Source organism: Serinicoccus sediminis (assembly GCF_004153545.1).
In the GTDB taxonomy this organism is placed as follows: domain Bacteria; phylum Actinomycetota; class Actinomycetes; order Actinomycetales; family Dermatophilaceae; genus Ornithinicoccus; species Ornithinicoccus sediminis_A.
Window position 1 is genome coordinate 128293 of sequence record NZ_SDVA01000001.1, and the last position, 21472, is coordinate 149764.

Sequence of the window (21472 nt, forward strand, 5' to 3'; positions counted from 1 at the left end):
CTCGCCTACGCTCGATAGATGAGTGTCGTGCCCCGGCAGACCGTGTCCTTCGACAACCAGTTCGCCCGAGAGCTGGGTCAGCTCGCCGTGCTGTGGCAAGCCGATGACACCCCGGACCCCCGGCTCCTGGTGCTCAACGAGTCGCTGGCCGCCGAGCTGGACCTCGACCCGTCCTGGCTGCGCAGTCCCGAGGGTCTGCGCCTGCTGACGGGTCACCTCGTCCCCGACGGCGCCACCCCGGTGGCGCAGGCCTACGCCGGGCACCAGTTCGGCGGCTACTCCCCCCGCCTGGGCGACGGCCGCGCCCTCCTCCTCGGCGAGGTCGACGACACGGCGGGGCGGAAGGTCGACATCGCCCTCAAGGGCTCCGGTCGCACGCCCTTCGCCCGGGGCGGTGACGGACTGGCAGCGGTCGGTCCGATGCTGCGCGAGTACGTCATCAGCGAGGCGATGCACGCCCTGGGCGTGCCGACCACCCGGTCCCTGGCCGTGGTGGGCACCGGTCGGTCGGTGCAGCGGGAGACGCTGCTGCCCGGAGCGGTGCTCACGCGGGTCGCCTCCAGCCACCTGCGCGTGGGGACCTTCCAGTACGCCCGCGCCACCGGCGACACCGATCTCCTGCGCCGCCTCGCCGACCACGCAATCAGCCGCCACCACCCCGATGCCACCGCGGCTCAGAACCCTTACCTCGCGCTGTTCGAGGCGGTCGTCGCCGGCCAGGCGCAGCTCGTCGCCCGGTGGATGCTGGTCGGGTTCGTCCACGGGGTGATGAACACGGACAACATGGCGATCTCCGGGGAGACCATCGACTACGGACCGTGCGCGTTCATGGAGGCCGTCGACCCGGCGACGGTCTACAGCTCGATCGACACCGGCGGTCGGTATGCCTACGGCAACCAGCCCGGCGTCGCCCAGTGGAACCTCGCCCGCCTCGCCGAGGCGCTGCTCCCCCTCCTGCACACCGAGGAGGGGCAGGCGGTCGAGCTGGCGATGGGCTACCTCGGGACGTTCTCCGCGCAGTTCGCGTCGGCCTGGTCCAGCGGCATGAGGGCCAAGCTCGGCCTGGCAGACTCGGTGAGCGCCGACGTCGTCGAGCCCCTGGTCGCCGAGCTGCTGAGCCTGCTGCAGGACAACCACGTCGACCACACCTCCTTCTACCGCCAGCTCAGCGACGCGGTCCGCGGCGACGCCGAGCCGGCCCGCAGCCTCTTCGTGGATCTGGCGGGTTTCGACGCCTGGGCCGGGCGGTGGCTCGCCCTCAATCCGCGCGCCGAACGGATGGACCGGGTCAACCCCGTCTACATCCCCCGCAACCACCTGGTCGAGGAAGCCCTCGCAGCCGGCAGCGACGGCGACCTCGGGCCGATGGCCCGGCTCCTGGACGCCGTCACCGACCCCTACGAGGAGCGCCCCGGCCTCGAGCGGTATGCCGAGCCTGCGCCGGCGGACTTCGGTCGCTACCGGACGTACTGCGGCACCTGACTCGCCGCACACCGGAACCGCTGTAGCGGGCCGTCGTCAGCTCGACGGCGCTGCGACGGACTCCCGCTCGACGAACGTGGTTGGCATCAGCTCGCTGTGGGGCGGGTCCTCGGAGCCAGCCATGCGGGCGATGAGCAGCTCACCGGCGCGCTGACCGAGCGCCTGGGCGGGCTGGGAGACGACGGTGATCGCGGGGGTGACGACCCGCGTCCAGTCGGCGTCGTCGAACGCGACGAGCGAGATGTCGTCCGGCACCCGCAGCGAGGCCTCGCGGACGGCCCGCAGGACCCCGAGCGCGACGCGGTTGTCGGAGGCGAACAGCGCTGTGGGGGGCTCAGCCGCGGCCAGCAGGTCCCGGGTGGCGGCATAGGCTCGCTCCGGGGTGCCGGCAGCCGTCCTCAGGTAGCGCTCCGGCTGCGGGATGTCTGCATCGCGCATCCCGCGGAGAAACCCCTCGACGCGGTCGCGACCGGTCGACACGCCGGTCTGGTCGGACGCCACCGGGTCCGCGGCGCGCATGCCGCCGGTGACCAGCGCGATCCTCTGGTGCCCGGCCCGGATGAGATGGGCCACCACGTCGGCGCTCGCCCTGTCGTTGTCCACCAGCACCGTGTCGAGCTCCACACCCTCGGCGCGCCGGTCGAGCAGGACGACCGGGCAGCCCGATCGCTGCGCGTGGACCAGGTGCTCCGCACTGCCCGCGGTAGGAGCGACGATGAGCCCGTCGACCCGCTTGGCGAGCAGGACGTCCACCGCCGACCGCTCCCGCGCGGGGTCCTCGTCGGTGTTGGCGAGCAGCACCTCGTACCCCCCGGCCCGGGCCGCATCGCTCACACCCCGCACCGCCGCAGCGAAGAACGGGTTCTCGATGTCTGCCACCACCAGACCGATGGTGTCGCTGCGGCCGGTGATGATCGCCCTGGCCAGGTCGTTGCGCTGGTAGCCCAGCTCTGCGGCCGCGGCCAGCACCCTCTCCCGAGCCTCCTGGCTGACCGACCCATAGCCCCCCAGCGCACGGCCCGCCGTCGCCGTCGACACTCCGGCGGCCTGTGCCACCTGCGGTATGGAGACCTGGTCGCGTCGTGTGCGTCCCTTGCCCATGGCGGCCCTCCAAGAAATTGTCTACCGACCCCTTGACGATCCGCAGACCGTGGTGAGAACGTTATCACCTCAACCACTTGAGAACGTTCTCAACCACTCACGCAGAGGAAGACCCAGATGACAGAACGCGTGCACGCCTCCCGGGTCGCCGTCATCGGCGGCGGTGTCCTCGGAGCCGCGACCGCCGCGGCCCTGACGAGAGAGGGTGCCCAGGTCACTCTCATCACGGACGCCAAGCCGTCCAGCGGAGCCTCGGGGCGCTCCCTCTCCTGGCTCAACTCCTACGGTCGTCGCGGCGAGCCCTACCACCAGCTGCGCATGCTGGGCCTGGACCGCTACCGCAGCCTCGCCTCCCGGAACGACGTGGGCGCGTGGCTCCGGTTCGACGGCGGGCTCACCTGGGCGCCGCCCGGCCGGCCGGACAAGCACCAGGCGGACTTCGACCACATGCGGCAGAACGGGTATGACGCCCGCTGGCTCAGTCGTGAGGAGGTCGCCGCCACCATCCCAGGGGTCGACCCGGCGGCCATCCCCGACGAGGGCGCGATCTTCAACCCCAGCGAGGGCTGGGTCGAGCTTCCCCCGTTGGTCGACCACCTCGTCGGTGAGCTCGTCGCCGCCGGCGGCACGGTCGTCACCGACGCCGGCCCGTCTGCCGTCGTCGTGACCGACGGCGCGGTGAGAGGCGTCCGCACCGCTGCTGGCGACGTGTACGAGGCCGATGCGGCGGTGCTCGCCACCGGCCCCGCCGTTCCGGCCACCCTCGCCGAGCTCGGGGTCGACATACCGGACGCCACCCCGGTGTCGTTGCTGGTGCGCACGCCGCCGGTCGACGTCGCCCTGCGCGCTGTCCTCAACACCCCGCGGGTCGCGATCCGCCCGACGCCCGACGGGTCACTCGTCATGGACGCGGGCTGGTCCGAGCGCGAGGTGGTCACCCGCGAGGACGGCACCCACCAGGTCAGCGACACCACGATCAGCGGGCTGCTCGAGGAGGGCTCCCGCGTGCTCGCAGGAAACCCGACGTTGGAGCTCGCCTCCTACGGCGTCGGGCCCAAGCCCATCCCGGGTGACGGCGAGCCCGTCGTGGGCGAGGTGCCCGGCGTCCGCGGCTACCACGTCGTCTTCACCCACTCCGGCGCGACCCTCGCGCTCATCGTCGGGGAGCTCCTCGCCCGGCAGATCGTCACCGCCACGCCCCACCCCCTGCTCAGCTCCTTCCGCCCCGACCGCTTCGCGGCCTGACCACCACCCACCAGATCGGACACCACCATGATGCGAACCACCTCCCGCTTCGCCCGGGGCGCCGCCCTGCTCGCCGCCACCACGCTGGCCCTCTCCGCCTGCAGCGGGGACGACAGCACCCCGGGCAGCAGCGCAGCCGCCGACCAGGGTGAGGACTTCGACCTCATCGATCCCGGCACCATCCGGGTCGCCAGCATGGGCGACGCCCGGCCGTATACCTTCACCGACGAGAACGGCGAGTTCACCGGCTTCGACGTGGAGTTCTTCAAGGAGGTCGCCGGGTGCGTCGGCATCGACGACGTCGTCTTCACCGGGCAGGACTTCTCGGCCATCCTCCCCGCCGTCGCCAACGGCCAGTTCGACGTCGGCGTGGCCGCCATCGGCATCACCGAGGAGCGCCAGCAGACGGTGGACTTCTCCGACGGCTACCTCGCCGGCTACCTCACCGTCATCACGCCGGAGGGTGCGGGCATCACCGAGCCGGAGGACCTCGCCGGGCAGCGGCTCGGTGTCGTGCAGGGCACGCTCCAGGAGACGTACGCCGCCGAGAACTTCCCCGACGTCGAGCTCGTGCGGTTCCCGGACAACAACGCCGGCATCTCCGCGCTCAACAGCGGCACCATCGGCGCCCACTTCGCCGACTACGAGGCGGCCAAGCAGTACGCCAGCCAGTACGACGTGGACCTGGCGATCAACATCCCCTCCTTCGACGCCCCCGCCGGGTTCGCGCTGAAGCCGGGCAACGACGACTTCCGCGAGGCACTCAACACCTGCCTCGAGCAGAAGATGGAGGACGGCACCTGGCGCGACCTCTACCAGGAGTGGTTCCCGGGCTCCCCCATGCCCGACCAGTACCTGCCGTCCTCGGAGCAGGGCTCGGACGACGCCAGCGAGACGACCACGCCCTGACCCCCTGACCCCACGGCCGGCCGGACGTCCTCCCGTCCGGCCGGCCCGGGGCCTGCGGGTCCACGAACGGCAAAGGAGCCACCATGACCGACTGGCTGGAGCTGCTGCGGCGCACCTTCCTCGACTTCGACGCCATGTGGCTGGTCTTCCCGCAGATGCTGGGAACCGGCCTGAAGAACACCCTCATCATCTCGGCAGCCGCCACCGTCATCGGGCTGGTCCTCGGCATGGTGCTGGCCATCATGGGCATCTCCCGCAGCATCTGGCTGCGGTTGCCGGCCCGGATCTACACCGACATCTTCCGCGGCCTGCCGGCCATCCTCACGATCTTGCTCATCGGGCAGGGCTTCGCCCGGTTCAGCCAGTCGGTGTTCGGGCCATCGCCCTACCCGCTGGGCATCCTGGCCCTCTCGCTCATCGCGGCGGCCTACATCGGCGAGATCTTCCGGGCCGGCATCCAGGGGGTGGACAAGGGTCAGCTCGAGGCGTGCCGAGCTCTCGGCATGAGCTGGCCCAGGGCCATGCGCCTGGTCGTCGTGCCACAAGGGGTGCGACGCGTCCTCCCCGCGCTGGTCAACCAGTTCATCGCCATCGTCAAGGACTCCTCCCTCGTCTACTTCCTGGGCCTCCTGGTGTCCGAGCGCGAGCTGTTCCGCGTCGGCCAGGACGCCGCCGTGCTCACCGGGAACCTGTCGCCCCTCGTCCTCGCCGGCGCGTTCTACATGGTCATCACGGTCCCTCTGACGCATCTCGTCAACTACTTCGACAACCGGTTCCGCACCGGCCGGCGGCCGACCGCGGGCCCCACCAGCGGACTCAAGGAGGTCCACGAGATGGACCGCGACGTCGATCCCCTCGTCCACGGAGAGAACACATGAGCGCCACGACCACCGGCCGCCCGTCCGACACCGCCACCTACCGCGGCTCCAGCCTCGACCTGGTCGACCTGCGGATGGCCTACGGCTCCTTCGAGGTGATCCGCGACGTCAGCTTCACCGTCCCCGCCGGGACCACCACCTGCGTGATCGGACCATCCGGCTCGGGCAAGTCGACGCTGCTGCGCGGGGTCAACCGCCTGCACGAGCCCACCTCCGGCGACGTCCTCATCGCGGGCGAGAGCGCCCTCGAGGTCCACCCCGACCGGCTTCGCCAGCGCATCGGCATGGTGTTCCAGCACTTCAACCTCTTCCCCGACCACACCGCCCTGCAGAACGTCGCCCTGGCCCTGCACAAGGTGAAGGGGGTGCCGAAGGCGGACGCCTTGGAGGTGGCGCGGGAGCGGCTGGACGAGGTCGGTCTGGGCCCCCGCGCCGACCACCGCCCCCGCGACCTGTCCGGCGGACAGCAGCAGCGGGTGGCCATCGCCCGCGCGCTGGCGATGCAGCCCGAGGTCATGCTCTTCGACGAGGTGACCAGCGCGCTGGACCCGGAGCTGGTCAAGGGCGTGCTCCGCCTCATGGCCTCGCTCGCGAGCAGCGGCATGACCATGGTCGTGGTGACCCACGAGATGAACTTCGCCCGCAAGGTCGCCGACCAGGTGGTCTTCATGGACGAGGGCGAGGTCGTCGAGGCCGGACCCCCGGCGCGGCTGTTCGACCAGCCGCAGAGCCGGCGGCTGCGGGCCTTCCTCTCGGAGGTGCTGTGAGCATCCGCACCGGGATCATCGGGTACGGCACGGCTGGTCGCGTCTTCCACGCACCGTTCCTCGGAGCCGACCCGGCCTTCGAGGTCACCGCCGTCGTGACCGGCGACCACGACCGGGCCGCCCACGCAGCCACGGACCATCCGGACGCCCAGGTCGTCCCCGACCTCGACGCGCTGCTCGAGCGGTCCGGGGACCTCGACCTCGTCGTGGTGGCGACACCGCCCGCACGACATGCCGGCCAGGCCCACGCCGCGCTGGACGCGGGCCTCCACGTCGTCGTCGACAAGCCCCTGTCCGTCACGGCGCAGCAGGGGCACGAGCTCATCGACCATGCCGACCAGGCCGGACGGGTTCTCAGCGTCTTCCAGAACCGGCGCTGGGACGGTGACTACCTCACCCTCCGCCGCCTGGTCGAGGAGGGCGCGCTGGGCACGGTCCGGCGGTTCGAGTCCCGGTTCGAGTGGTGGAAGCCCGAGGAGACCAAGGCCTGGAAGGCCGGCGCACCGGCGGACCACGGCGGCGGGATCCTGTATGACCTCGGCCCGCACCTCCTCGACCAGGCGGTCCAGCTCTTCGGGCCGGTCGAGGACAGCCACGCCGAGCTCGTCCGGTACCGGCCCGGCGAAGGAGCCGACGACGACGCCTTCGTGGCCCTACGGCATACCGGCGGGGTCATCTCCCACCTGTGGATGAACAGCCTCGCACCCCGGCTCGGCCCCCGCTTCAGGGTGATGGGCTCCGAGTCCGCCTACACGACCTCGGGCCTGGACCCGCAGGAAGCCTCGCTCAAGGCGGGGTCGAGACCGACGGACCCCGGCTTCGGGCAGAAGCCGAGAGACGACTGGGGCACCCTCGGCCGTACCGGGTCGGAGAGCGCCGTCGCGACCCAGCACGGCGACTACGCCGCGTTCTACCGCGGGCTCGCCGCCACCCTCCAGGACGGCGCACCGCCGCCGGTCGACCCACGCGACAGCGTGGCCGTCGTCGAGCTCATCGAGTCGCTGCACCGGCGGTTCCCCGTGCGGCACGCCAGCTGACCGCGTCACCCCCCTGACCACCCGCCTCCATCTCCCCACCTCTCGACAGAAGGGTCAACCATGTCCGTCACCACCCCCGCCGCGCCCGTCCGCGCCGTCCCCGAGGACTTCCCGGCACGCATCGAGGCCGCCCTCGCCCTGCGCCCCGACATCGAGGCGCACGTCGACCGCGCCGTCGCGGCCGGCGTCGACAACATCTTCCTCGTCGGCTGCGGCGGGTCCCTCTTCGGTTTCGGTCCTCTCCGGGTCCTCCTGGACCGCAGCCCGATCCCGTGCTTCACGGTGAACGCCGACGAGCTGGTCACCCGCCGTCCCGCGGCGCTCGGCGCCCGTTCCTTCGTCGTCATCAGCAGCACCAACGGTGGGACCGCGGAGACGGCCCGAGCCGCCGAGCTCGCCACCCAGGTCGGGGCGCAGGTCCTGGGGGTCACCCAGGACCCGACCAGCGTCGTGGGGCGGGCGTGCCCCGAGCTGGTGCTCCACCAGGGCATCGAGGCCAAGCAGGTCGTCCTGGCCCTCATCGGCTGGTCCCTGCTCGACGCCCTCGGGGCCGCGCCGGAGCACACCGAGGCCCTGACCGCGCTGCGGGCCTCGCCCGCAGCCTTCCGCACGGCCATCGACGAGATGGACGCCGACCTCGACCGCATCGCAGCAGCCCTGCACGCCGAGCCGGTGGTCTACGTGGTCGGGTCCGGCCCTCTGGAGTCGGCCGCCGACACCCTCGCCATGTGCTACCTGCAGGAGATGCAGTGGAAGCACGCGGTGGCGGTGGGATCCGGCGAGTTCCTGCACGGTCCCTTCGAGATGGTGACCGAGGACCTGCCGGTCATCGTCCTGACGGGTGAGGACACCACCCGGCCGATGGGTGAGCGCGTCATCCGGTTCCTCGAGCGCTACAGCGACAAGGTGCACGTCGTCGACGGCGCCCGGTTGACGCTGCCCGGTGTGCCGGAGGCGATGCGACCCTTCGTCGGCACCCTGGTCATGGCCAGCACCATCGTCGGCCGGCTGGCGGAGCACTTCGAGGCGTGGTCCGGCCACGCCCTCAGCGAGCGCCGCTACATGTGGAAGGTCGACTACTGATGGTCCGTATCGCGGCCATCGGCGACAACGTCACCGACTGCTACGTGGACCAGGGCGTGATGTTCCCCGGCGGGAACTGCGTGAACGTCGCCGTCCGGGCCGCTCGCGCCGGCGCCCACGCCGCATACATCGGTCAGGTCGGGCAGGACGAGCGCGGCCAGCTGCTCCTCGACGCGCTCTCCGCCGAGAGCGTGGACACGAGCGGCGTCCGGGTCGTGCCCGGCCGCACCTCCCGGACCGTGGTGCGGCACGTCGCCGGTGACCGCTACTTCGGCTCCACCGACAAGGGTGTCCGGGTCTTCGCCCCGCGGGCCGCAGACCTGGACCTCGTCGCGACGTACGACCTGGCGCACGTGAGCTACTGCAGCGAGCTCGACGAGGTCGTACCGGAGCTGTCCCGCCGCGTGCCGGTGTCCTACGACTTCGACGAGCGCCTGCACACGCCAGGGACCGAGGAACTGCTCAGGCACGTCACCGTCGCCGCGTTCTCCGGGGCGGCGCTCGACGACGTCGAGGCGATGGACGTCGTCCGGTGGGCGCACGACCGGGGCGTGACCTGGGTCGTGCTCACCCGTGGACGCTCCCCCGCGCTGGTCTCGAACGGCCACCAGGTGGTCCGAGCCGTCCCGCGAGAGGTGACGGCCGTCGACACCCTGGGGGCGGGCGACGCCTTCATCGCCCGCGCCCTGGTGGGAGTGGCCGGCGACGAACCCCTCGAGACGCTGGCCTCTCGCGCGGCGCAGTCGGGGGCCGAGGCGTGCCTGGAGCAGGGAGGATTCGGCTACGGACGGCCGTTGACGGACGACGATGCCGGGCTGCGCAGGCTGGTGTTCAGGGCCGCAGAGTGACCTCCGACCGGACGGGCGCCCAGCACCAGGGAGCCTCCGTGCGGGGGCTGGGTGTCCACGGCCGGACGTCCGAGCGGTGACGCTTGGGGGTTCTGACCTCACGACGCACACCTCTCCGTGAAGCGGTCGTCGGCCAGGAACCCATCAGTGCGCCGCCGCGCGACCCCCACCGGGGGCACCCTTGCAGACTCCTCCGCCGGACCACCGACCGAGGGCCACCTTGGTGCGCCAGCTCAGCACCTTGCCACCCTCAGGACGTCCGGGGGGTGAGCCAGGCGGCGGCGTCGTGCTCGAGCACGGGTCCGTCGAGAGGGACGCTCGAGATCAGCACGTCCCACTCGGGATCCAGGGTGATGGGCTCTCCGGAGAGGTTCACGACACAGCGCAGGTGCGGGCCGCGCTGGAAGTCGAGCACCTCCGCCGGCGACTCTCGCCAGGCGAAGTCGTCGGTCCGGAAGGCAGGCAGCTCGCGGCGCAGGTGCAAGGCCCACCGGTGGACGTCGAGCGTCGACCCCGGGTCGGCGGCCTGGGCCTCGACGGTCAGGGCACCCCAGCCTGCCGGCTGCGGGAGCCACGGCTGCGAGATGGCGCCGTCGGGGCTGAAGCCGTACGGCGGCTCGTCACCGTGCCACGGCAGCGGCACCCGACAGGCGTCGCGGCCACGCAGCGTGTGCCCGGAGCGCTCCCAGATGGGGTCCTGGAGGCGGTCCTCGGGGATGTCGTCGACGCTGGGCAGCCCGAGCTCGTCTCCCTGGTAGATGTAGGCCGTCCCTGGCAGCGCGAGCATGAGCAGGGCCGCGGCCCGGACCCGGCGGGTCCCGAGGGCCAGGTCGGAGGGGATGTCGGGGCTGACCCCGACCTCGGAGCTGGAGTCCACGCGGCCATACCGCGTCGTCAGTCGCAGCTCGTCGTGACTGCCCAGCACCCAGGTCGCCGTCGCTCCCACCGGAGCGAGGGTCTCGCGGGTCTCGTCGATCACGCGGCGCAGCCCTACGTCCCACGGCACCTTGAGGAACTCGAAGTTGAACGCGGTGTGGATCTCGTCCGGCGCGAGGTAGCGCGCGAGCCGCTCCGGACTCGCCACGACCGCCTCCGCGACGAGGACGCGATCGCCGTCGTACTCCTCGGCCACGCGGCGCCACCGCTTGAAGATGTCGTGCACGTCGTCGACGTCCCAGTGCGGGTTGCCGACCCACTCCCCCGACCTGAACCGTAGGTCGCCGCCGTAGTCGGCGTCCGGCAGGCCGGGCGTCTTGAAGAACGCCGGTGCGGCGTCGACGCGGATGCCGTCCACGCCGCGGTCGAACCAGAAGCGCAGGATGCCGTCGAAGTCAGTCCTGACGTGCTCGTTCGTCCAGTTCAGGTCCGGCTGCTCGGGTGCGAAGGTATGCAGGTACCACTGCCCTGGCGTGCCGTCCGGGTTCGTGGTGCGCTCCCAGGCCGGTCCGCCGAACGCGCTGATCCAGTTGTTCGGTGGCTCGTTGCCGTCAGGGCCGCGCCCGTCGCGGAACACGAACCGCTCCCGCTCGGGCGAGCCCTCCGGTGCGGCCAGCGCCGCGGTGAACCACGGGTGGTCCAGTGCGGTGTGGTTCGCGACCATGTCGATGATGACCCGGATGCCCCGGGCGTGCGCCTCGGCGAGGAGCGCGACGGCGTCCTCGAGGCTGCCGTACCGCGGGTCGATGCTGCAGTAGTCGGAGACGTCGTAGCCGCCGTCGGCCATCGGTGAGGGGAACCACGGCGCGATCCAGAGGGCATCCACACCGAGGTCCTGCAGATGGTCCAGCCCGGCGCGGATACCGTCGAGGTCGCCCTCGCCGTCGCCGTCGGAGTCCCGGAAGCTGCGCGGGTAGACCTCGTAGACCACGGCATCACGCCACCAGGGCCGGTGGGCGGTGTCCACCGCGCCGCCCGACTCGGTGCGCGGTCCGCCGAGCGGCCCCCAGGTCGACGGCTCGATCGCAGCAGGTTCATTCACCGTCATGCCTCTCCTCGGACGTCCGGGCGCGATGCCTGGGCCCAGAGGTTACTCACTGGCCGGTGACGACTCTGTCAGCTCTCCGGGCGTCCGGCGGCGGAGAGCCGGTCAGCCTTGCAGCAGCGACTGCGCCCCGTCGACCCACACCTCGGTGCCGCTGATGTGGCCGGCCGCGTCCGAGGCGAGGAAGGCCACCAGCTCGGCCACCTGCTGCGCCGAGCCGGGGGTCCCCGCGGTGAGCGGGATCTCCCCTTGCGGGAACTCGACCGGGATCTTCACGTCCTCGTTCGCGGCCGTCGTGTTGTCGTCGATCTCGGTGTCGATCGCCCCGGGGCACACCACGTTGAGGCGGATCTTTCGCGGCCCGAGCTCGACGGCCAGCATCTTGGTCAGGGCGACCTGCCCCGCCTTGCTCGCGGCGTATGCCGTGGCACCGGAGTTGGAGAACATCCGCGTGCCGTTGACCGACGAGACCACCACGACCGAACCGCCGCCCTCGGCCAGGTGCGGCACCGCGTGCTTGATGGTGAGGAAGGTCCCGGTCAGGTTGATGTCGACCGTGGACCGGAAGTCCTCCAGCTCGAGGTCCTCGATGCCGGCCCACGTGCCGTTGACCCCGGCGTTGGCGACGACGACGTCCAGCCCGCCGAAGCGCTCCACGGTCTCTGAGACCATCCGGCGCGCATCGTCCTCGTCACTGACGTCGCCGGTGACCACCAAGGCCTGGGCGCCGGCGTCCTCGAGGGCGGCCGCGACCTCCTCCAGCTCCTCCCGGGTGCGACTGACCAGCGTGACGTTCGCTCCCTGCGCGGCCAGCGCCCGTGCGCTCGCCTCACCGATGCCCGACCCCGCACCGGTGACCAGCGCGACCTTGCCCTTCAGCATGCTGTGCTCCTCTCCTGCCGTCGCTCGAGATGAGACGGCCCGATCTAACCTACGAGGTAGGGCAGTGATCGGCAGTGTGCGTAGCCAGCGCCGGTAGCCGGTCGGCGTGCTCACCGTCGATGACCTCGTGGCGGCACACGGTGCGGACGCCCTGGTCGTCGCCCACCTTGATGACCTCGGGTTCGGCTACCGGTTCCCAGCCGATAAGGCACGCGAAGCAGGTGAGCCATGGACGAGCGCACCCCGAGATGATCAAACGGGCAGTGGTTGCGCCACCGGGGCGCGGGCCGGTGACTAAGGCCTTCTCAGCTCCGACATCATTGAGCTCGAGCACCGAGAAGTCATGCAGTGTCGGTGGATCCTGCCGCCTCTCGCGCTGCCCGCGCTTCCGCGACCTTCGCAGCTCGTGCCTGCTCCATGCGAGTCTGAGGGTCCTGGCGAGGGTCCAGGCGGGGCGGGCCGAAGAAGATCAACAACGTGTACTTGACCCTCCAGGTGAAGCGATACCACAGCGACAGGCCGTCACGCTCGAACCTTGCACTCACGAAGACTCCATATTATTAGTGGACGAAGAGTTCGTATGCAGTGTAACGACTCTCGTCGGCTACGGTGTCACGCATGACGCCCGCTCCGCAGCCGACTCCCGAGCCGACGCGTCAGGATCCGCTTGAGCTAGATCAGCAGGTCTGCTTCGCGCTGGCCGTGGCCTCTCGCAACGTCATCGCGCTGTACCGGCCGTTCCTAGACCCCCTGGGCATCACACATCCGCAGTACCTGGTCATGCTCGCGCTCTGGGAGGAAACGCCAGTGAGCCTGGGTCGACTGAGCCGACGCCTCTGCCTGGAGCCGGCCACCGTGTCTCCTTTGCTCAAACGCCTTCAAGCGCGAGGTCTGATCACACGCGAGCGCCGCCCCGAAGACGAGCGTGCGTTGGACATCTCCCTCACCCCCCGGGGTCGCGACATGCGAGCGGAAGCCGAACGCATCCCCCCAGGGATCCTCGCCGCGCTCGATATGAGTCTCGAGGAGCTGGAAGACCTACGTGACGTGCTCCACCGCCTGATAGACGCCAGCACCAAGGCCGCGGCGGGCTGACACGGGCTCTCGCACCCCGGCGCTTACACACGATTGCGGGGCTCCACTCTGGTCGCCGACGCCAAGACGTTCACGAATCTGTTTACAAGACATCCGGGTGAAACGCGCTGACCTGGACTTATCGCACGTAACAGCGGCGCGACGACGGTTTCGTGCAACATACGTGCATCACGCATGCCCCCTTGTGACCCGTTCTGCCGGCTCGTGCCCTTGAGCGCACAACCGGCGCTGAGCTCTAGCAACTCGTCTTGCGCGAGGCCACCCTTCAGCCAGTCGTATGCCACACGTCATGTCGAGGCGATCGAGGATGCGGTAGCGCATCGTCTGGCCCCCGGCCTGGTGGACTCCGGATCACCACGGGGCCGGAGACGGCGTAGATGCAGAGCGGCACGTTGGGCCATTGGAGTTCGGCCATCACACCGAGACCGAGGTCGAGAGGCGGCAGGTCGATGGAGCGCCTGACGTCGACGCAGACGGTCGTGACATCGCCCTCACGGGTCCTCTCTATATCAAGAGGCGGATGGCAGGGCGGTCGTAGGGTGGGTGGTGACGGGTCCGGGAAGTGGCTTGTCCGAAGAGCCGGTGTGAGGTTGTGAGCCGGTCGCGCTGGAGTCAGAGTCGTCACCTTGTTGCCCTCCCGGGCCCGTCCCGGCTGCGTTCGCGAGGTCGTCGAGCATGGTGCGGTAGACGAGGTCGGACAGGCGTCGTTTGAGGCAGCGCATGGCTTCCATGGAGGACTTGCCGGCGGTCTTCTTCCGGTCGAAGTACTCGCGTCCTTCGGTGGGGTTGCGCAGCTGGACGACGGCCATGGTGTGCAGGACGCGGTTGATCTGTCTGTTGCCGCGGCGGGACAGGCGGTGCCGGACGTGCTCGCCGGAGGAGGCGTCGATGGGTGCGGTGCCGGTCCAGGAGGCGAAGTGGTGCCCGGTCGGGGAAGCGGCTGATTTGGCCGGGCTCGACGAGCAGCATCGCGGCGCCGGTGGGGTCGATGCCGTGCGGGTCCAGCAGGCTGGTGCCGGTCTCGCGCAGGGCGGCGGTCAGGGCCTTATCGGCGTCCTTGGTGCGGGCGTAGACCTTCTCCAGGTCGGTCACGAGCTCGACGGCCAGGGCCTTGCGGGTCTTGCCCGCGGCGTCCTTCGGGCGGACGGTGGTGAGGATCTTGCGGGCCTGCCGGGCGGAGAGGTAGATCTTGGCTCCGCCGGGGACGAGCTCCAGCAGCAGGCGGTGGACCTGGGAGATCTTGCGCGTGTGCTCCTCACCGAACATGCGGCGTCGGTCGACCAGGACCCGGAGCAGGTCGAGCTGGGCGTCGCTGACGACAGGCCGCAGGCCGGCGGCGCGAACCCCGACGATCGCGATGGAGTGGGCGTCGGCCTGTCGGTCTTGCGACCGTTGCCGGAGGTGACCAGTCGCACCCGGTGCGACAGGCGGGCGGGCACGTCGACCACCCGTCCGCCGTCACTGATGAGGCGGGTGGCGATGTGACGGCCGATGCCGGCGCAGCCCTCGATCGCCCAACCCGGTCGGGGAACGCCTCGACCGGGTCCAGCATGGCCGCGTACCCGGCGGGGTCGGTGCCGAAGCGGCCGCGGGCCAGGACCGACTCGTCGGCGGCCATGACCTCGATCGAGACCGATCGCTTGTGAGGGACCATCCCGATCACCACTGGCGCTTCGGGTGGGGTGTTCGTCTTCATCGCTGCTCCCTTGCTCGCAGCTTCTTGTCGAGCACGGGAGGGCATAGCTACTTCGGGCGTCGCATACCTCTCTTGAGCCTCTCCCGGCCCAGGTGGTGCCCAGGGCCGCGCAGACCGATAGAGAGCCTCACCCACGGGCGGGCAGCCGATGTGAGAGCGACAGCCCCGGACACCTCAGACCCAACCTGGCCGGGCCGGGTCCTGCAACCGACTCTCTAAGTAGCCGATGAGCGGGCGCTGACTGTCGCTGCCGCGAAGGACGGGTTTCTCATCAGGGCCCAAGACTTGAGACTTACCGTGGAAGCACGAGCAACGAACAGCCGCGAGACCTTGGGACGCGCCGCCGCACCAGCGCTCAGGCTGCCGACCTCAGAGGAACCGACCTGAGGGACAAGCGCGTTTCAGACTCTAGGCTGGCCGCATGACTGACATGAGTCCGGAGGACGCGGGTGGCTTCGAGCCCGTCGGGGATTCACTCACCGCGGCGGGCGGACCTGAATTTGAACCTGAGAATGTTTGCCGGGCCGCTGGGCTCGCTTCACTGACTGGCGCGCGCCCATCGCTGTTGGAGCCCGTACATCACGAACTGTCGCTCCTTGGCTTTTCGGATACCGCGTTGCGCGGAATACCAGTCACCCGAGATAGATTCGCAGTTCTGGAACAGCCTGTCGCGCTAGAGACCGGCGAATTGTATGATGCCGCGCGCGTGGCTATATGGAACCAGGTGAACGAAAACGCTGACCGCCTATCCGCGCAACGGTTCTTAGTTGCTCTCCTTGCCAGCACGCTAGAGCGTGAGTCCATAGCAGCCGCCGTAGCCCTTCTGCGGACAGTCAACGACGACTTGACGGCTGCTGGGATGGACCTGCAACTACCCGCTCCATTTCCGGTCTACCCATCTAATTTGTTTTGGGAGTCCGCAACAAGCAGGTCAGTCGATAGAAACGGTTGGCCACCAGGCGACATTTCCGCAAGCGGGTGGCGTGGAGCCAACTGGTCCGATTTTGTCCAGGCCAATCTCGCCGAAATGCTAGGCACAGAAGCGTGGGGGCGCGTCTGGCTGCTCGCGGCGATCCGTGTCCTGGAAGGGCAGCGATCGGATGACCCAACTACCCGTGAGCTTGCTGCGAGCAGTCGCCTCGTGTCAGCGTCTGACGACCGTCCCATGCCAGAGCCGCATGTTGAACCCCCTCCGGACTCACCAAACGTGTCCACGTTGGTTCATGGCACCTGGGGCTGGAAGGGTGATTGGTGGCGGCCTAGCGGCGGGTTTCATCGCTACATTCTCAAGGATTACCGCACCAATTTGTACGCTGGAGGCGCGCGATTCAGTTGGAGCGGGGCTTATAGCCCCCGACATCGCGCACGTGCTGGTCAAGACTTCTGCGACTGGGCCGGCGAAGTGGCTCCGCGCGGTTTGCAGACCGTGCTAGCGCACAGTTACGGTGCCGAGGTAGTGGGAAGGGCAATTATTGCTGGAACGAGGGTTAGCGAACTCGCGCTTCTTAGTGCTCCAGGGACCGCGTTCGTGAACGCGGCGGCCACGATGGTCGGTCGAACGGTGGACGTCCGTCTGCCATTCGATCCCGTGCTCTCGCTCGCTCGTGTACCCCAGCGTCTCGACTTGTCGATTCCCCATCGGCTAGTTTTGACGTCGTGGCGTCTCGACCACTCAGCCACCCATGACGAGCAGGTTTGGATGAATGAGGCGATCGGGATTCGCGCTGGCCTCTAGCCATTCGCTTGTAGCCAGTCGAACTGGGCTTACCATGTAGGCCTGTTAATATCCAGTCGCCAGATCCTCGCGGCGATGAGTGGACGAGGTTGGGACGCGGCTTGCCCCTGTCATTGGCTCGTCAACCGCGAAGTCGTGGGTAGATCCCTGGGACGGCCAGCCGTGACTAGGCCGCTTGCCTGGCTCTGGTTGCGTTCGACGGCTGATTCGCTCCTGCCAATAGCAGCGCACATATCGGGGTAGGAGCCAGTCTCGCAACGCCTTCTCTCCCGTTATATGTGGTCGCGTCGCCATCGTCAGGCCGGGGACTGCCGCTGCGGGCCTACGACTCCGTTGTCGTGCCTTCGCATTGGGTTCAGAGGTCTCCAGAGTTCTCGGAGTTACTCGCTTTCGGGTAGACGCCCGGGAGCTCTCGTCGCCACAGCGACTCGTCCCTTATGAAGTCCTCCGACGAGGTGACCGCGTCTCCGAGCGTCTCGTCGTCGACGCCAGCCTCCTGGAGCATCCTGATGAGAAGGGCCCAACGCAACGACCGCACTTTGGAGACCATCTGCCACAGCGTTTCGTCAGCGTTGTCGCCATTGGAGCCAAGGGAGTGCGCTAGTCCAACCCGCAGGTCACGGATGCCGTTCTTCCACTGGGCGATCTCGCCAATGCACCTCGGCACTGCCGTTGAGACGTCGGCCGCAAGGCGTCTCATTCGTGTCGGGTAGCTGTCCTCTGCGAAGTAGAACTTCAAGGCGTTAATGAGTTCTCTGCTCACGTTTTTCGGCGCTCCGGACTCCTTGAGCACCTCAACGGTCATTGCCACCTCCTCCTTCGTGAAACGGTATGCGTCTGGGTATAGGACCCGGTCGAGGCCCTCAGCTGTCGTTGCCAGCGTGAGCGCCTCAGCCTCAACGGTCGGGAATATCCCCGACACGGCCGCTGCCACAACTTGTGGCGCTGGAGCGAGTTTCTGAGTCAAGGTGCACCAGGACGCGACCGTATCCAACGGAACTCCATCGCGCCGCAACAGAAGAGTGTCGGTGCTAGGGAGTGTAGCGTCAGGGTTGATGGAATCGCCATACACCTGGCACCAGCGACCGCCCACTTGGACCTCGAACTGGAGAATTTCACAGTGCTCGCCAGCGAGCAGCGTTAAGAGCGCTTGCACGGGCCGAATAAACCGAGCAAGAGTCTCCTCGAGCGTCCACCCGGAGGGACTTTCGAGGGCCAGGTAGTTTTTCGTGTGGATCCGTCCACCCCAGACGTCGGGCGGGCTTATCGTTCCCGTGGTCTCGAGCCTCAATTCGGCCGCTTGATCGTACCCTGTGAAAGGGACTGTGTCGGCGGTTGGTGGTACGAACTTCAATGTCACCCCCGTTGTTGGTTCGTACGTGTGCATCACGTCCAGGCCGTGGGACTGCGCCCAGAGTTCGAGGTGAGTGAAGCGCGCCCGGACGGCGGTGAACGTTGTATCGGGACCGTCGACGTGGGCGCCAGCAATGCACCAATCTGCACGAATTCGGTGCAGTTCCGGTGCTCCACCCAAGGGGACGTGGACAGCTCGTCGGTGAGTTGTACGCGAACCAAGGAAGGTGAGTTGACCAGGTGGGAACGGGATGTCCCCATGAACGACAAAATCGTCGCCTTCGGGCAGAGGGTTGATGGTGACGGAGTGTAAGTCATGGTGGGCCTCCATCCACGGCGTCAGCGCCTCAGAAACCTCAATCTCGATGCGATCGGCCTCCGCTCGACACACTCCGGCGTGGGCTTGATCGGCATCAGTGCCGGCGATCCGGAATCGGCCAACAGACTGGCTTGGATCTGCTGGGAAACGCTGAGTAAGCATGCCGCGAGTATGGCCTACTGAGTACCAACCCGACCGAAAAAGGGACCCCACTCCGTTGCCGGGGCACCTTCCCAGCCCTGCCGAAGTAGCCCCCCGGCTATCGGCTAGTACGGACGGGGGCACCATCCCCGGGCTGTCGTCGGCCGCAAGGCGCGTAGGAGGCACGCTGCTGCCGCCAGGAGCGTGGTCGCACGCTGTTGCCGCACGTGGCTGACCGTTCAGCGCCAAGCGAAGGCGGTCCCCTGGCCACTAGTCCCGAAGGTTCGCGAAAGGTCGTGCGCCGTGAGCGGTGCGGAACGCGGCAATCAGGCCGCGCTCCAGTTCCCGACCGGTCACACCAGATGGGGCGGGAGCCCATGCGATCAAGAGGGCGTCCGCGTCTTCGAGCTGCCAGATGCTGCGCCCTCCCTTGTGTGAGGCTCCCGTTCCTGCGCCGTACTTGCGGTACTGATCCAGTCGGCTGCGCAGGGACACGTCCGCCTTACCGATGTTCAGAACGGCTGACTCGGTAATCCACCGTGCAGCGAGCTGATCGGTCCGGTACGCGAAGTGCTTGCTCGTGGTCTGTCGGCCTGGTCCGCGGTATGGCCGATCGGGTAAGAACGCGGGTTCGTCTATGCAGTCACGAACCACGACGTAAACGCCCGGCACGTCCGGGACCGCGGCTGGATTCAGAGTAAGGAGTGGGGTGAATCCATCCCACCCGGCTACTTCGAGCCCTTCCTTGTCCCACATCGTGGGGGTGAGCTGCTGAAGGGCGGCCACGGCTGGGCTCCCACCAGCTTGGGTGCTACTCGCGCCGTCGTTTGTCCAGATGATGATGTCCGCGGCTCGAAGCAGAGACAGAGGGCGGCCATCCGGCGTGCGGTAGCCCGCGGCGAGGGGTTCCAACCAGTTTAAATTTCTCCGAATGTCGTCATGGAGCCGCTCCCAAAGCAATGTGACTTGACCTGACGGGACGCCATAGAACTTCCTGACGTATGAATCCCGAATCGGAACGATCTGTGGTAGATGGCGGTGAAGAACCTTGGATACTGTTACGGCGGTCCATCCCGTAACGTCCTCGGTTGCCATGTTGGCCTCTGTCAGGGGGACCAGCGCTCTTTCCAGCGTCGGGAAATCGCGGTACGTCTCGAACGGGGCTGCCACCGCCAGTTTCTGCAGCGCGGCGTTCATCGTCGCGAGGAGTGCCTGGTGCGGGCCGTTTCCCTCCGCGAACAGCGGGATGACATCGTGCCACGTCAGGCGGAGGCTGAGAAGGTTCGCCGCGAGGATGTCTTCGGGTAGCAGCATGTCGCGCCGAGTAGCAGGTGCCCGGTCGTAGGTGCCGAAGGCATACAGACCAGCGGTGTCCGTGTACGCGTCCAAGCGTGCGGATGCTCGACCGCGGAGTTCACGCAAACTGTGCATGCCGTGAAGCGTTCCACACGGGGCCATAGCGCAGGGAGCGGAAGGGACTGCTGCACCGATAGGTGACAGTGGTTAGTCACGCAGCCTGATCGGCTGATGTGGTCATGATGGTTTCGTACTCGGTGGGGGTCAATCGGCCGAGCGCGTCCTGGCGCCGGCGGCGGTGGTAGGTGCGTTCGATCCAGGTGACGATCGCGATGCGCAGGTCGTGCCGGGTGGCCCAGGGCCGGCGGTCCAGGACGTTCTTCTGCAGCAGCGCGAAGAAGGACTCCATCGCGGCGTTGTCACCGGCTGCACCGACGCGGCCCATAGAGCCGACCATGCCGTGGTGCTTGAGGGCGTGGACGAACTTCCGGCTACGGAACTGCGATCCACGATCGGTGTGAACCACGCACCCGGTCACGTTTCCGCGGCGGGCGACGGCGTTGTTCAGGGCGGTGACGGCGATCCGCGACTTCATCCTGGCGTCGATGGAGTAGCCCACGATCCGGTTTGAGTACACGTCCTTGAACGCGCACAGGTAGAGCTTGCCCTCCCCGGTCCAGTGCTCGGTGATGTCACCGACCCACAGCTCGTTCGGGCCCCCGGCCGTGAACGCGTGCCGCGTCCGGCCGTGCTCATCGGTGATGGCGCACCGGTCATCGTGCACCGGCGGGCCGGGCTTCTTGCCGTTCTTGCCACGCTTCTTGCCGAAGGCCGACCACCAGCCGTGCTGCGAGCACAGGCGCCACGCGGTCCGCTCGCTCATGCCCTGGCCGGCCTCGCGGGCCTCGTCGAGAAGGAACCGGTAGCCGAACTCGGGGTCGTCGCGGTGGGCGTCGAACAGGGCGTTGGCGCGGTAGGCCGCGGTCAGCTCGGCGTCGGTGACCGGGTTGGCCAGCCACCGGTAGTAGGGCTGGCGGGCGATCTTGAGCACCCGGCACGTCACCGTCACGGGGATCCCGTCGTCGGCAAGGTCACGGACGAGCGGGTAGCTCATTTTCCCGGCAGGTGCGCCTGCGAGAAGTAGGCAGCCGCGCGTCGCAGGACCTCGTTCTCCTGCTCCAGCAGCCGGATCCGCTTCTTGGCCTCGCGCAGCTCTGCGGAGGCGGCCGCGGTCGTGGCCGGCTGGTCACCGTCCTGCTCCTCGGCCTTCTTCATCCACGCGTACAGCGTCGTGAAGTGGATCCCGAAGTCCTTGGCGATCTGGTCGAGCCCGACACCTGGCTCACGGTTCCGAGCGACCCGGACGACATCGTCACGGAACTCCTGGGGATAGGGCTTGGTCACGGTCGACATCCTTCCAGCCCAGCCCGAGGACTAGGCAGATCAGATGTCACCTATCGGTGCAGCAGTCCCCAGCGACAGGCTCCACCGCCGCCAGAGCCGTTGGTAGCTCCCCTTCCCCGGCATCGAACCGAGAGGTCACGGTGGCTTCCGTCGGCACTGCCCGGTCCCCTGGCGTCGTCCTGGGCGTGGCTCGCACTCGGCGCGCCGGCCATGGCCCGAG

Annotated in this window: 18 protein-coding genes and 1 pseudogene; 11 read left to right on the forward strand and 8 right to left on the reverse strand. The window is 68.5% G+C overall.

Features of this window, described 5'->3' with window-relative positions; all coding sequences use genetic code 11:
• The first annotated feature begins 18 nt into the window (after positions 1-18).
• Positions 19-1482 carry a protein adenylyltransferase SelO gene (locus EUS26_RS00580; RefSeq protein WP_130011235.1) on the forward strand — a complete coding sequence of 488 codons (1464 nt, stop codon included), beginning with the start codon at positions 19-21 and terminating at the stop codon, positions 1480-1482.
• Positions 1483-1518: 36 nt separating this feature from the next.
• On the opposite strand, the gene EUS26_RS00585 is transcribed toward EUS26_RS00580, so the two are convergent.
• A complete protein-coding gene (locus EUS26_RS00585; protein WP_130011236.1) occupies positions 1519-2583 on the reverse strand; it encodes a LacI family DNA-binding transcriptional regulator in 1065 nt (354 codons plus the stop codon).
• Positions 2584-2700: 117 nt separating this feature from the next.
• Here EUS26_RS00585 and EUS26_RS00590 point away from each other — a divergent pair, with 117 nt between their 5' ends.
• From EUS26_RS00590 to EUS26_RS00620, 7 genes are all read left to right on the forward strand, one after another.
• Positions 2701-3828 carry an NAD(P)/FAD-dependent oxidoreductase gene (locus EUS26_RS00590; protein WP_130011237.1) on the forward strand — a complete coding sequence of 376 codons (1128 nt, stop codon included), beginning with the start codon at positions 2701-2703 and terminating at the stop codon, positions 3826-3828.
• A gap of 27 nt (positions 3829-3855) precedes the next feature.
• Positions 3856-4737 (forward strand): ABC transporter substrate-binding protein, encoded by an 882-nt coding sequence (locus EUS26_RS00595; RefSeq protein WP_130011238.1) that lies wholly within the window; start codon positions 3856-3858, stop codon positions 4735-4737.
• Positions 4738-4820: 83 nt separating this feature from the next.
• Positions 4821-5615, forward strand: a complete 795-nt coding sequence (locus tag EUS26_RS00600) for an amino acid ABC transporter permease (RefSeq protein WP_130011239.1) — start codon at positions 4821-4823, stop codon at positions 5613-5615.
• Complete coding sequence (locus tag EUS26_RS00605) at positions 5612-6382, forward strand: amino acid ABC transporter ATP-binding protein (RefSeq protein ID WP_130011240.1); 771 nt, start codon at positions 5612-5614, stop codon at positions 6380-6382. Before EUS26_RS00600 ends, EUS26_RS00605 begins: the two co-directional genes overlap by 4 nt.
• The gene (locus EUS26_RS00610; RefSeq protein ID WP_130011241.1) at positions 6379-7419 is read left to right on the forward strand and encodes a Gfo/Idh/MocA family protein; all 1041 of its coding nucleotides are present in this window, start codon (positions 6379-6381) and stop codon (positions 7417-7419) included. Before EUS26_RS00605 ends, EUS26_RS00610 begins: the two co-directional genes overlap by 4 nt.
• A 60-nt stretch (positions 7420-7479) precedes the next feature.
• Entirely contained in the window at positions 7480-8502 is a 1023-nt protein-coding gene (locus EUS26_RS00615) for an SIS domain-containing protein (protein WP_130011242.1), read from the forward strand.
• The gene (locus EUS26_RS00620; RefSeq protein WP_130011243.1) at positions 8502-9350 is read left to right on the forward strand and encodes a PfkB family carbohydrate kinase; all 849 of its coding nucleotides are present in this window, start codon (positions 8502-8504) and stop codon (positions 9348-9350) included. Before EUS26_RS00615 ends, EUS26_RS00620 begins: the two co-directional genes overlap by 1 nt.
• 250 nt (positions 9351-9600) lie before the next feature.
• On the opposite strand, the gene EUS26_RS00625 is transcribed toward EUS26_RS00620, so the two are convergent.
• Both EUS26_RS00625 and EUS26_RS00630 read right to left on the reverse strand, forming a co-directional pair.
• On the reverse strand, positions 9601-11334 hold the full coding sequence (locus tag EUS26_RS00625) for a glycoside hydrolase family 13 protein (RefSeq protein ID WP_130011244.1): 1734 nt from the start codon (positions 11332-11334) through the stop codon (positions 9601-9603).
• A 102-nt stretch (positions 11335-11436) separates the two neighbouring features.
• Positions 11437-12213: an SDR family oxidoreductase gene (locus EUS26_RS00630; protein ID WP_130011245.1), complete on the reverse strand. Its 777-nt coding sequence runs from the start codon at positions 12211-12213 to the stop codon at positions 11437-11439.
• Between the two features lie 618 nt (positions 12214-12831).
• Between EUS26_RS00630 and EUS26_RS00640 the strand changes: the two genes are divergently transcribed.
• A complete protein-coding gene (locus EUS26_RS00640) occupies positions 12832-13308 on the forward strand; it encodes a MarR family winged helix-turn-helix transcriptional regulator (RefSeq protein WP_130011247.1) in 477 nt (158 codons plus the stop codon).
• A gap of 509 nt (positions 13309-13817) precedes the next feature.
• Here the strand turns inward: EUS26_RS00640 and EUS26_RS17215 are convergent.
• Both EUS26_RS17215 and EUS26_RS17220 read right to left on the reverse strand, forming a co-directional pair.
• Positions 13818-14117: a hypothetical protein gene (locus EUS26_RS17215; RefSeq protein ID WP_238148749.1), complete on the reverse strand. Its 300-nt coding sequence runs from the start codon at positions 14115-14117 to the stop codon at positions 13818-13820.
• Between the two features lie 15 nt (positions 14118-14132).
• Positions 14133-14198, reverse strand: a pseudogene (locus EUS26_RS17220) (hypothetical protein); the annotation flags it as partial.
• Here EUS26_RS17220 and EUS26_RS17225 point away from each other — a divergent pair.
• Both EUS26_RS17225 and EUS26_RS17635 read left to right on the forward strand, forming a co-directional pair.
• On the forward strand, positions 14197-14793 hold the full coding sequence (locus EUS26_RS17225) for a hypothetical protein (protein ID WP_238148750.1): 597 nt from the start codon (positions 14197-14199) through the stop codon (positions 14791-14793). The pseudogene EUS26_RS17220 and the gene EUS26_RS17225 overlap by 2 nt on opposite strands.
• Before the next feature lie 1376 nt (positions 14794-16169).
• Positions 16170-16739 carry an alpha/beta hydrolase gene (locus tag EUS26_RS17635; protein ID WP_420329983.1) on the forward strand — a complete coding sequence of 190 codons (570 nt, stop codon included), beginning with the start codon at positions 16170-16172 and terminating at the stop codon, positions 16737-16739.
• Positions 16740-17094: 355 nt separating this feature from the next.
• Here EUS26_RS17635 and EUS26_RS00655 read toward each other — a convergent pair whose 3' ends face one another.
• The 3 genes from EUS26_RS00655 to EUS26_RS00665 form a co-directional block, all read right to left on the reverse strand.
• Complete coding sequence (locus EUS26_RS00655) at positions 17095-18573, reverse strand: ApeA N-terminal domain 1-containing protein (RefSeq protein WP_130011249.1); 1479 nt, start codon at positions 18571-18573, stop codon at positions 17095-17097.
• A 249-nt stretch (positions 18574-18822) separates the two neighbouring features.
• Positions 18823-20010 carry a DUF6308 family protein gene (locus EUS26_RS00660; protein WP_337590203.1) on the reverse strand — a complete coding sequence of 396 codons (1188 nt, stop codon included), beginning with the start codon at positions 20008-20010 and terminating at the stop codon, positions 18823-18825.
• Between the two features lie 49 nt (positions 20011-20059).
• A protein-coding gene (locus EUS26_RS00665; protein WP_420329978.1) for an IS3 family transposase occupies positions 20060-21252 on the reverse strand; the annotation gives its coding sequence in 2 pieces (ribosomal slippage) (positions 20060-20965 and positions 20968-21252; 1191 coding nt in all).
• Positions 21253-21472: the final 220 nt, after the last annotated feature.

What these genes read in the sequence shown, in the direction of transcription:
- EUS26_RS00580 (WP_130011235.1), top strand. Translation starts at nt 19, where the DNA reads ATGAGTGTCGTGCCCCGGCAGACCGTGTCCTTCGACAACCAGTTCGCC.
- EUS26_RS00585 (WP_130011236.1), bottom strand. Translation starts at nt 2,583, where the DNA reads ATGGGCAAGGGACGCACACGACGCGACCAGGTCTCCATACCGCAGGTG.
- EUS26_RS00590 (WP_130011237.1), top strand. Translation starts at nt 2,701, where the DNA reads ATGACAGAACGCGTGCACGCCTCCCGGGTCGCCGTCATCGGCGGCGGT.
- EUS26_RS00595 (WP_130011238.1), top strand. Translation starts at nt 3,856, where the DNA reads ATGATGCGAACCACCTCCCGCTTCGCCCGGGGCGCCGCCCTGCTCGCC.
- EUS26_RS00600 (WP_130011239.1), top strand. Translation starts at nt 4,821, where the DNA reads ATGACCGACTGGCTGGAGCTGCTGCGGCGCACCTTCCTCGACTTCGAC.
- EUS26_RS00605 (WP_130011240.1), top strand. Translation starts at nt 5,612, where the DNA reads ATGAGCGCCACGACCACCGGCCGCCCGTCCGACACCGCCACCTACCGC.
- EUS26_RS00615 (WP_130011242.1), top strand. Translation starts at nt 7,480, where the DNA reads ATGTCCGTCACCACCCCCGCCGCGCCCGTCCGCGCCGTCCCCGAGGAC.
- EUS26_RS00620 (WP_130011243.1), top strand. Translation starts at nt 8,502, where the DNA reads ATGGTCCGTATCGCGGCCATCGGCGACAACGTCACCGACTGCTACGTG.
- EUS26_RS00625 (WP_130011244.1), bottom strand. Translation starts at nt 11,334, where the DNA reads ATGACGGTGAATGAACCTGCTGCGATCGAGCCGTCGACCTGGGGGCCG.
- EUS26_RS00630 (WP_130011245.1), bottom strand. Translation starts at nt 12,213, where the DNA reads ATGCTGAAGGGCAAGGTCGCGCTGGTCACCGGTGCGGGGTCGGGCATC.
- EUS26_RS00640 (WP_130011247.1), top strand. Translation starts at nt 12,832, where the DNA reads ATGACGCCCGCTCCGCAGCCGACTCCCGAGCCGACGCGTCAGGATCCG.
- EUS26_RS17215 (WP_238148749.1), bottom strand. Translation starts at nt 14,117, where the DNA reads ATGGCCGTCGTCCAGCTGCGCAACCCCACCGAAGGACGCGAGTACTTC.
- EUS26_RS17225 (WP_238148750.1), top strand. Translation starts at nt 14,197, where the DNA reads ATGGGTGCGGTGCCGGTCCAGGAGGCGAAGTGGTGCCCGGTCGGGGAA.
- EUS26_RS17635 (WP_420329983.1), top strand. Translation starts at nt 16,170, where the DNA reads ATGCCAGAGCCGCATGTTGAACCCCCTCCGGACTCACCAAACGTGTCC.
- EUS26_RS00655 (WP_130011249.1), bottom strand. Translation starts at nt 18,573, where the DNA reads ATGCTTACTCAGCGTTTCCCAGCAGATCCAAGCCAGTCTGTTGGCCGA.
- EUS26_RS00660 (WP_337590203.1), bottom strand. Translation starts at nt 20,010, where the DNA reads ATGGCCCCGTGTGGAACGCTTCACGGCATGCACAGTTTGCGTGAACTC.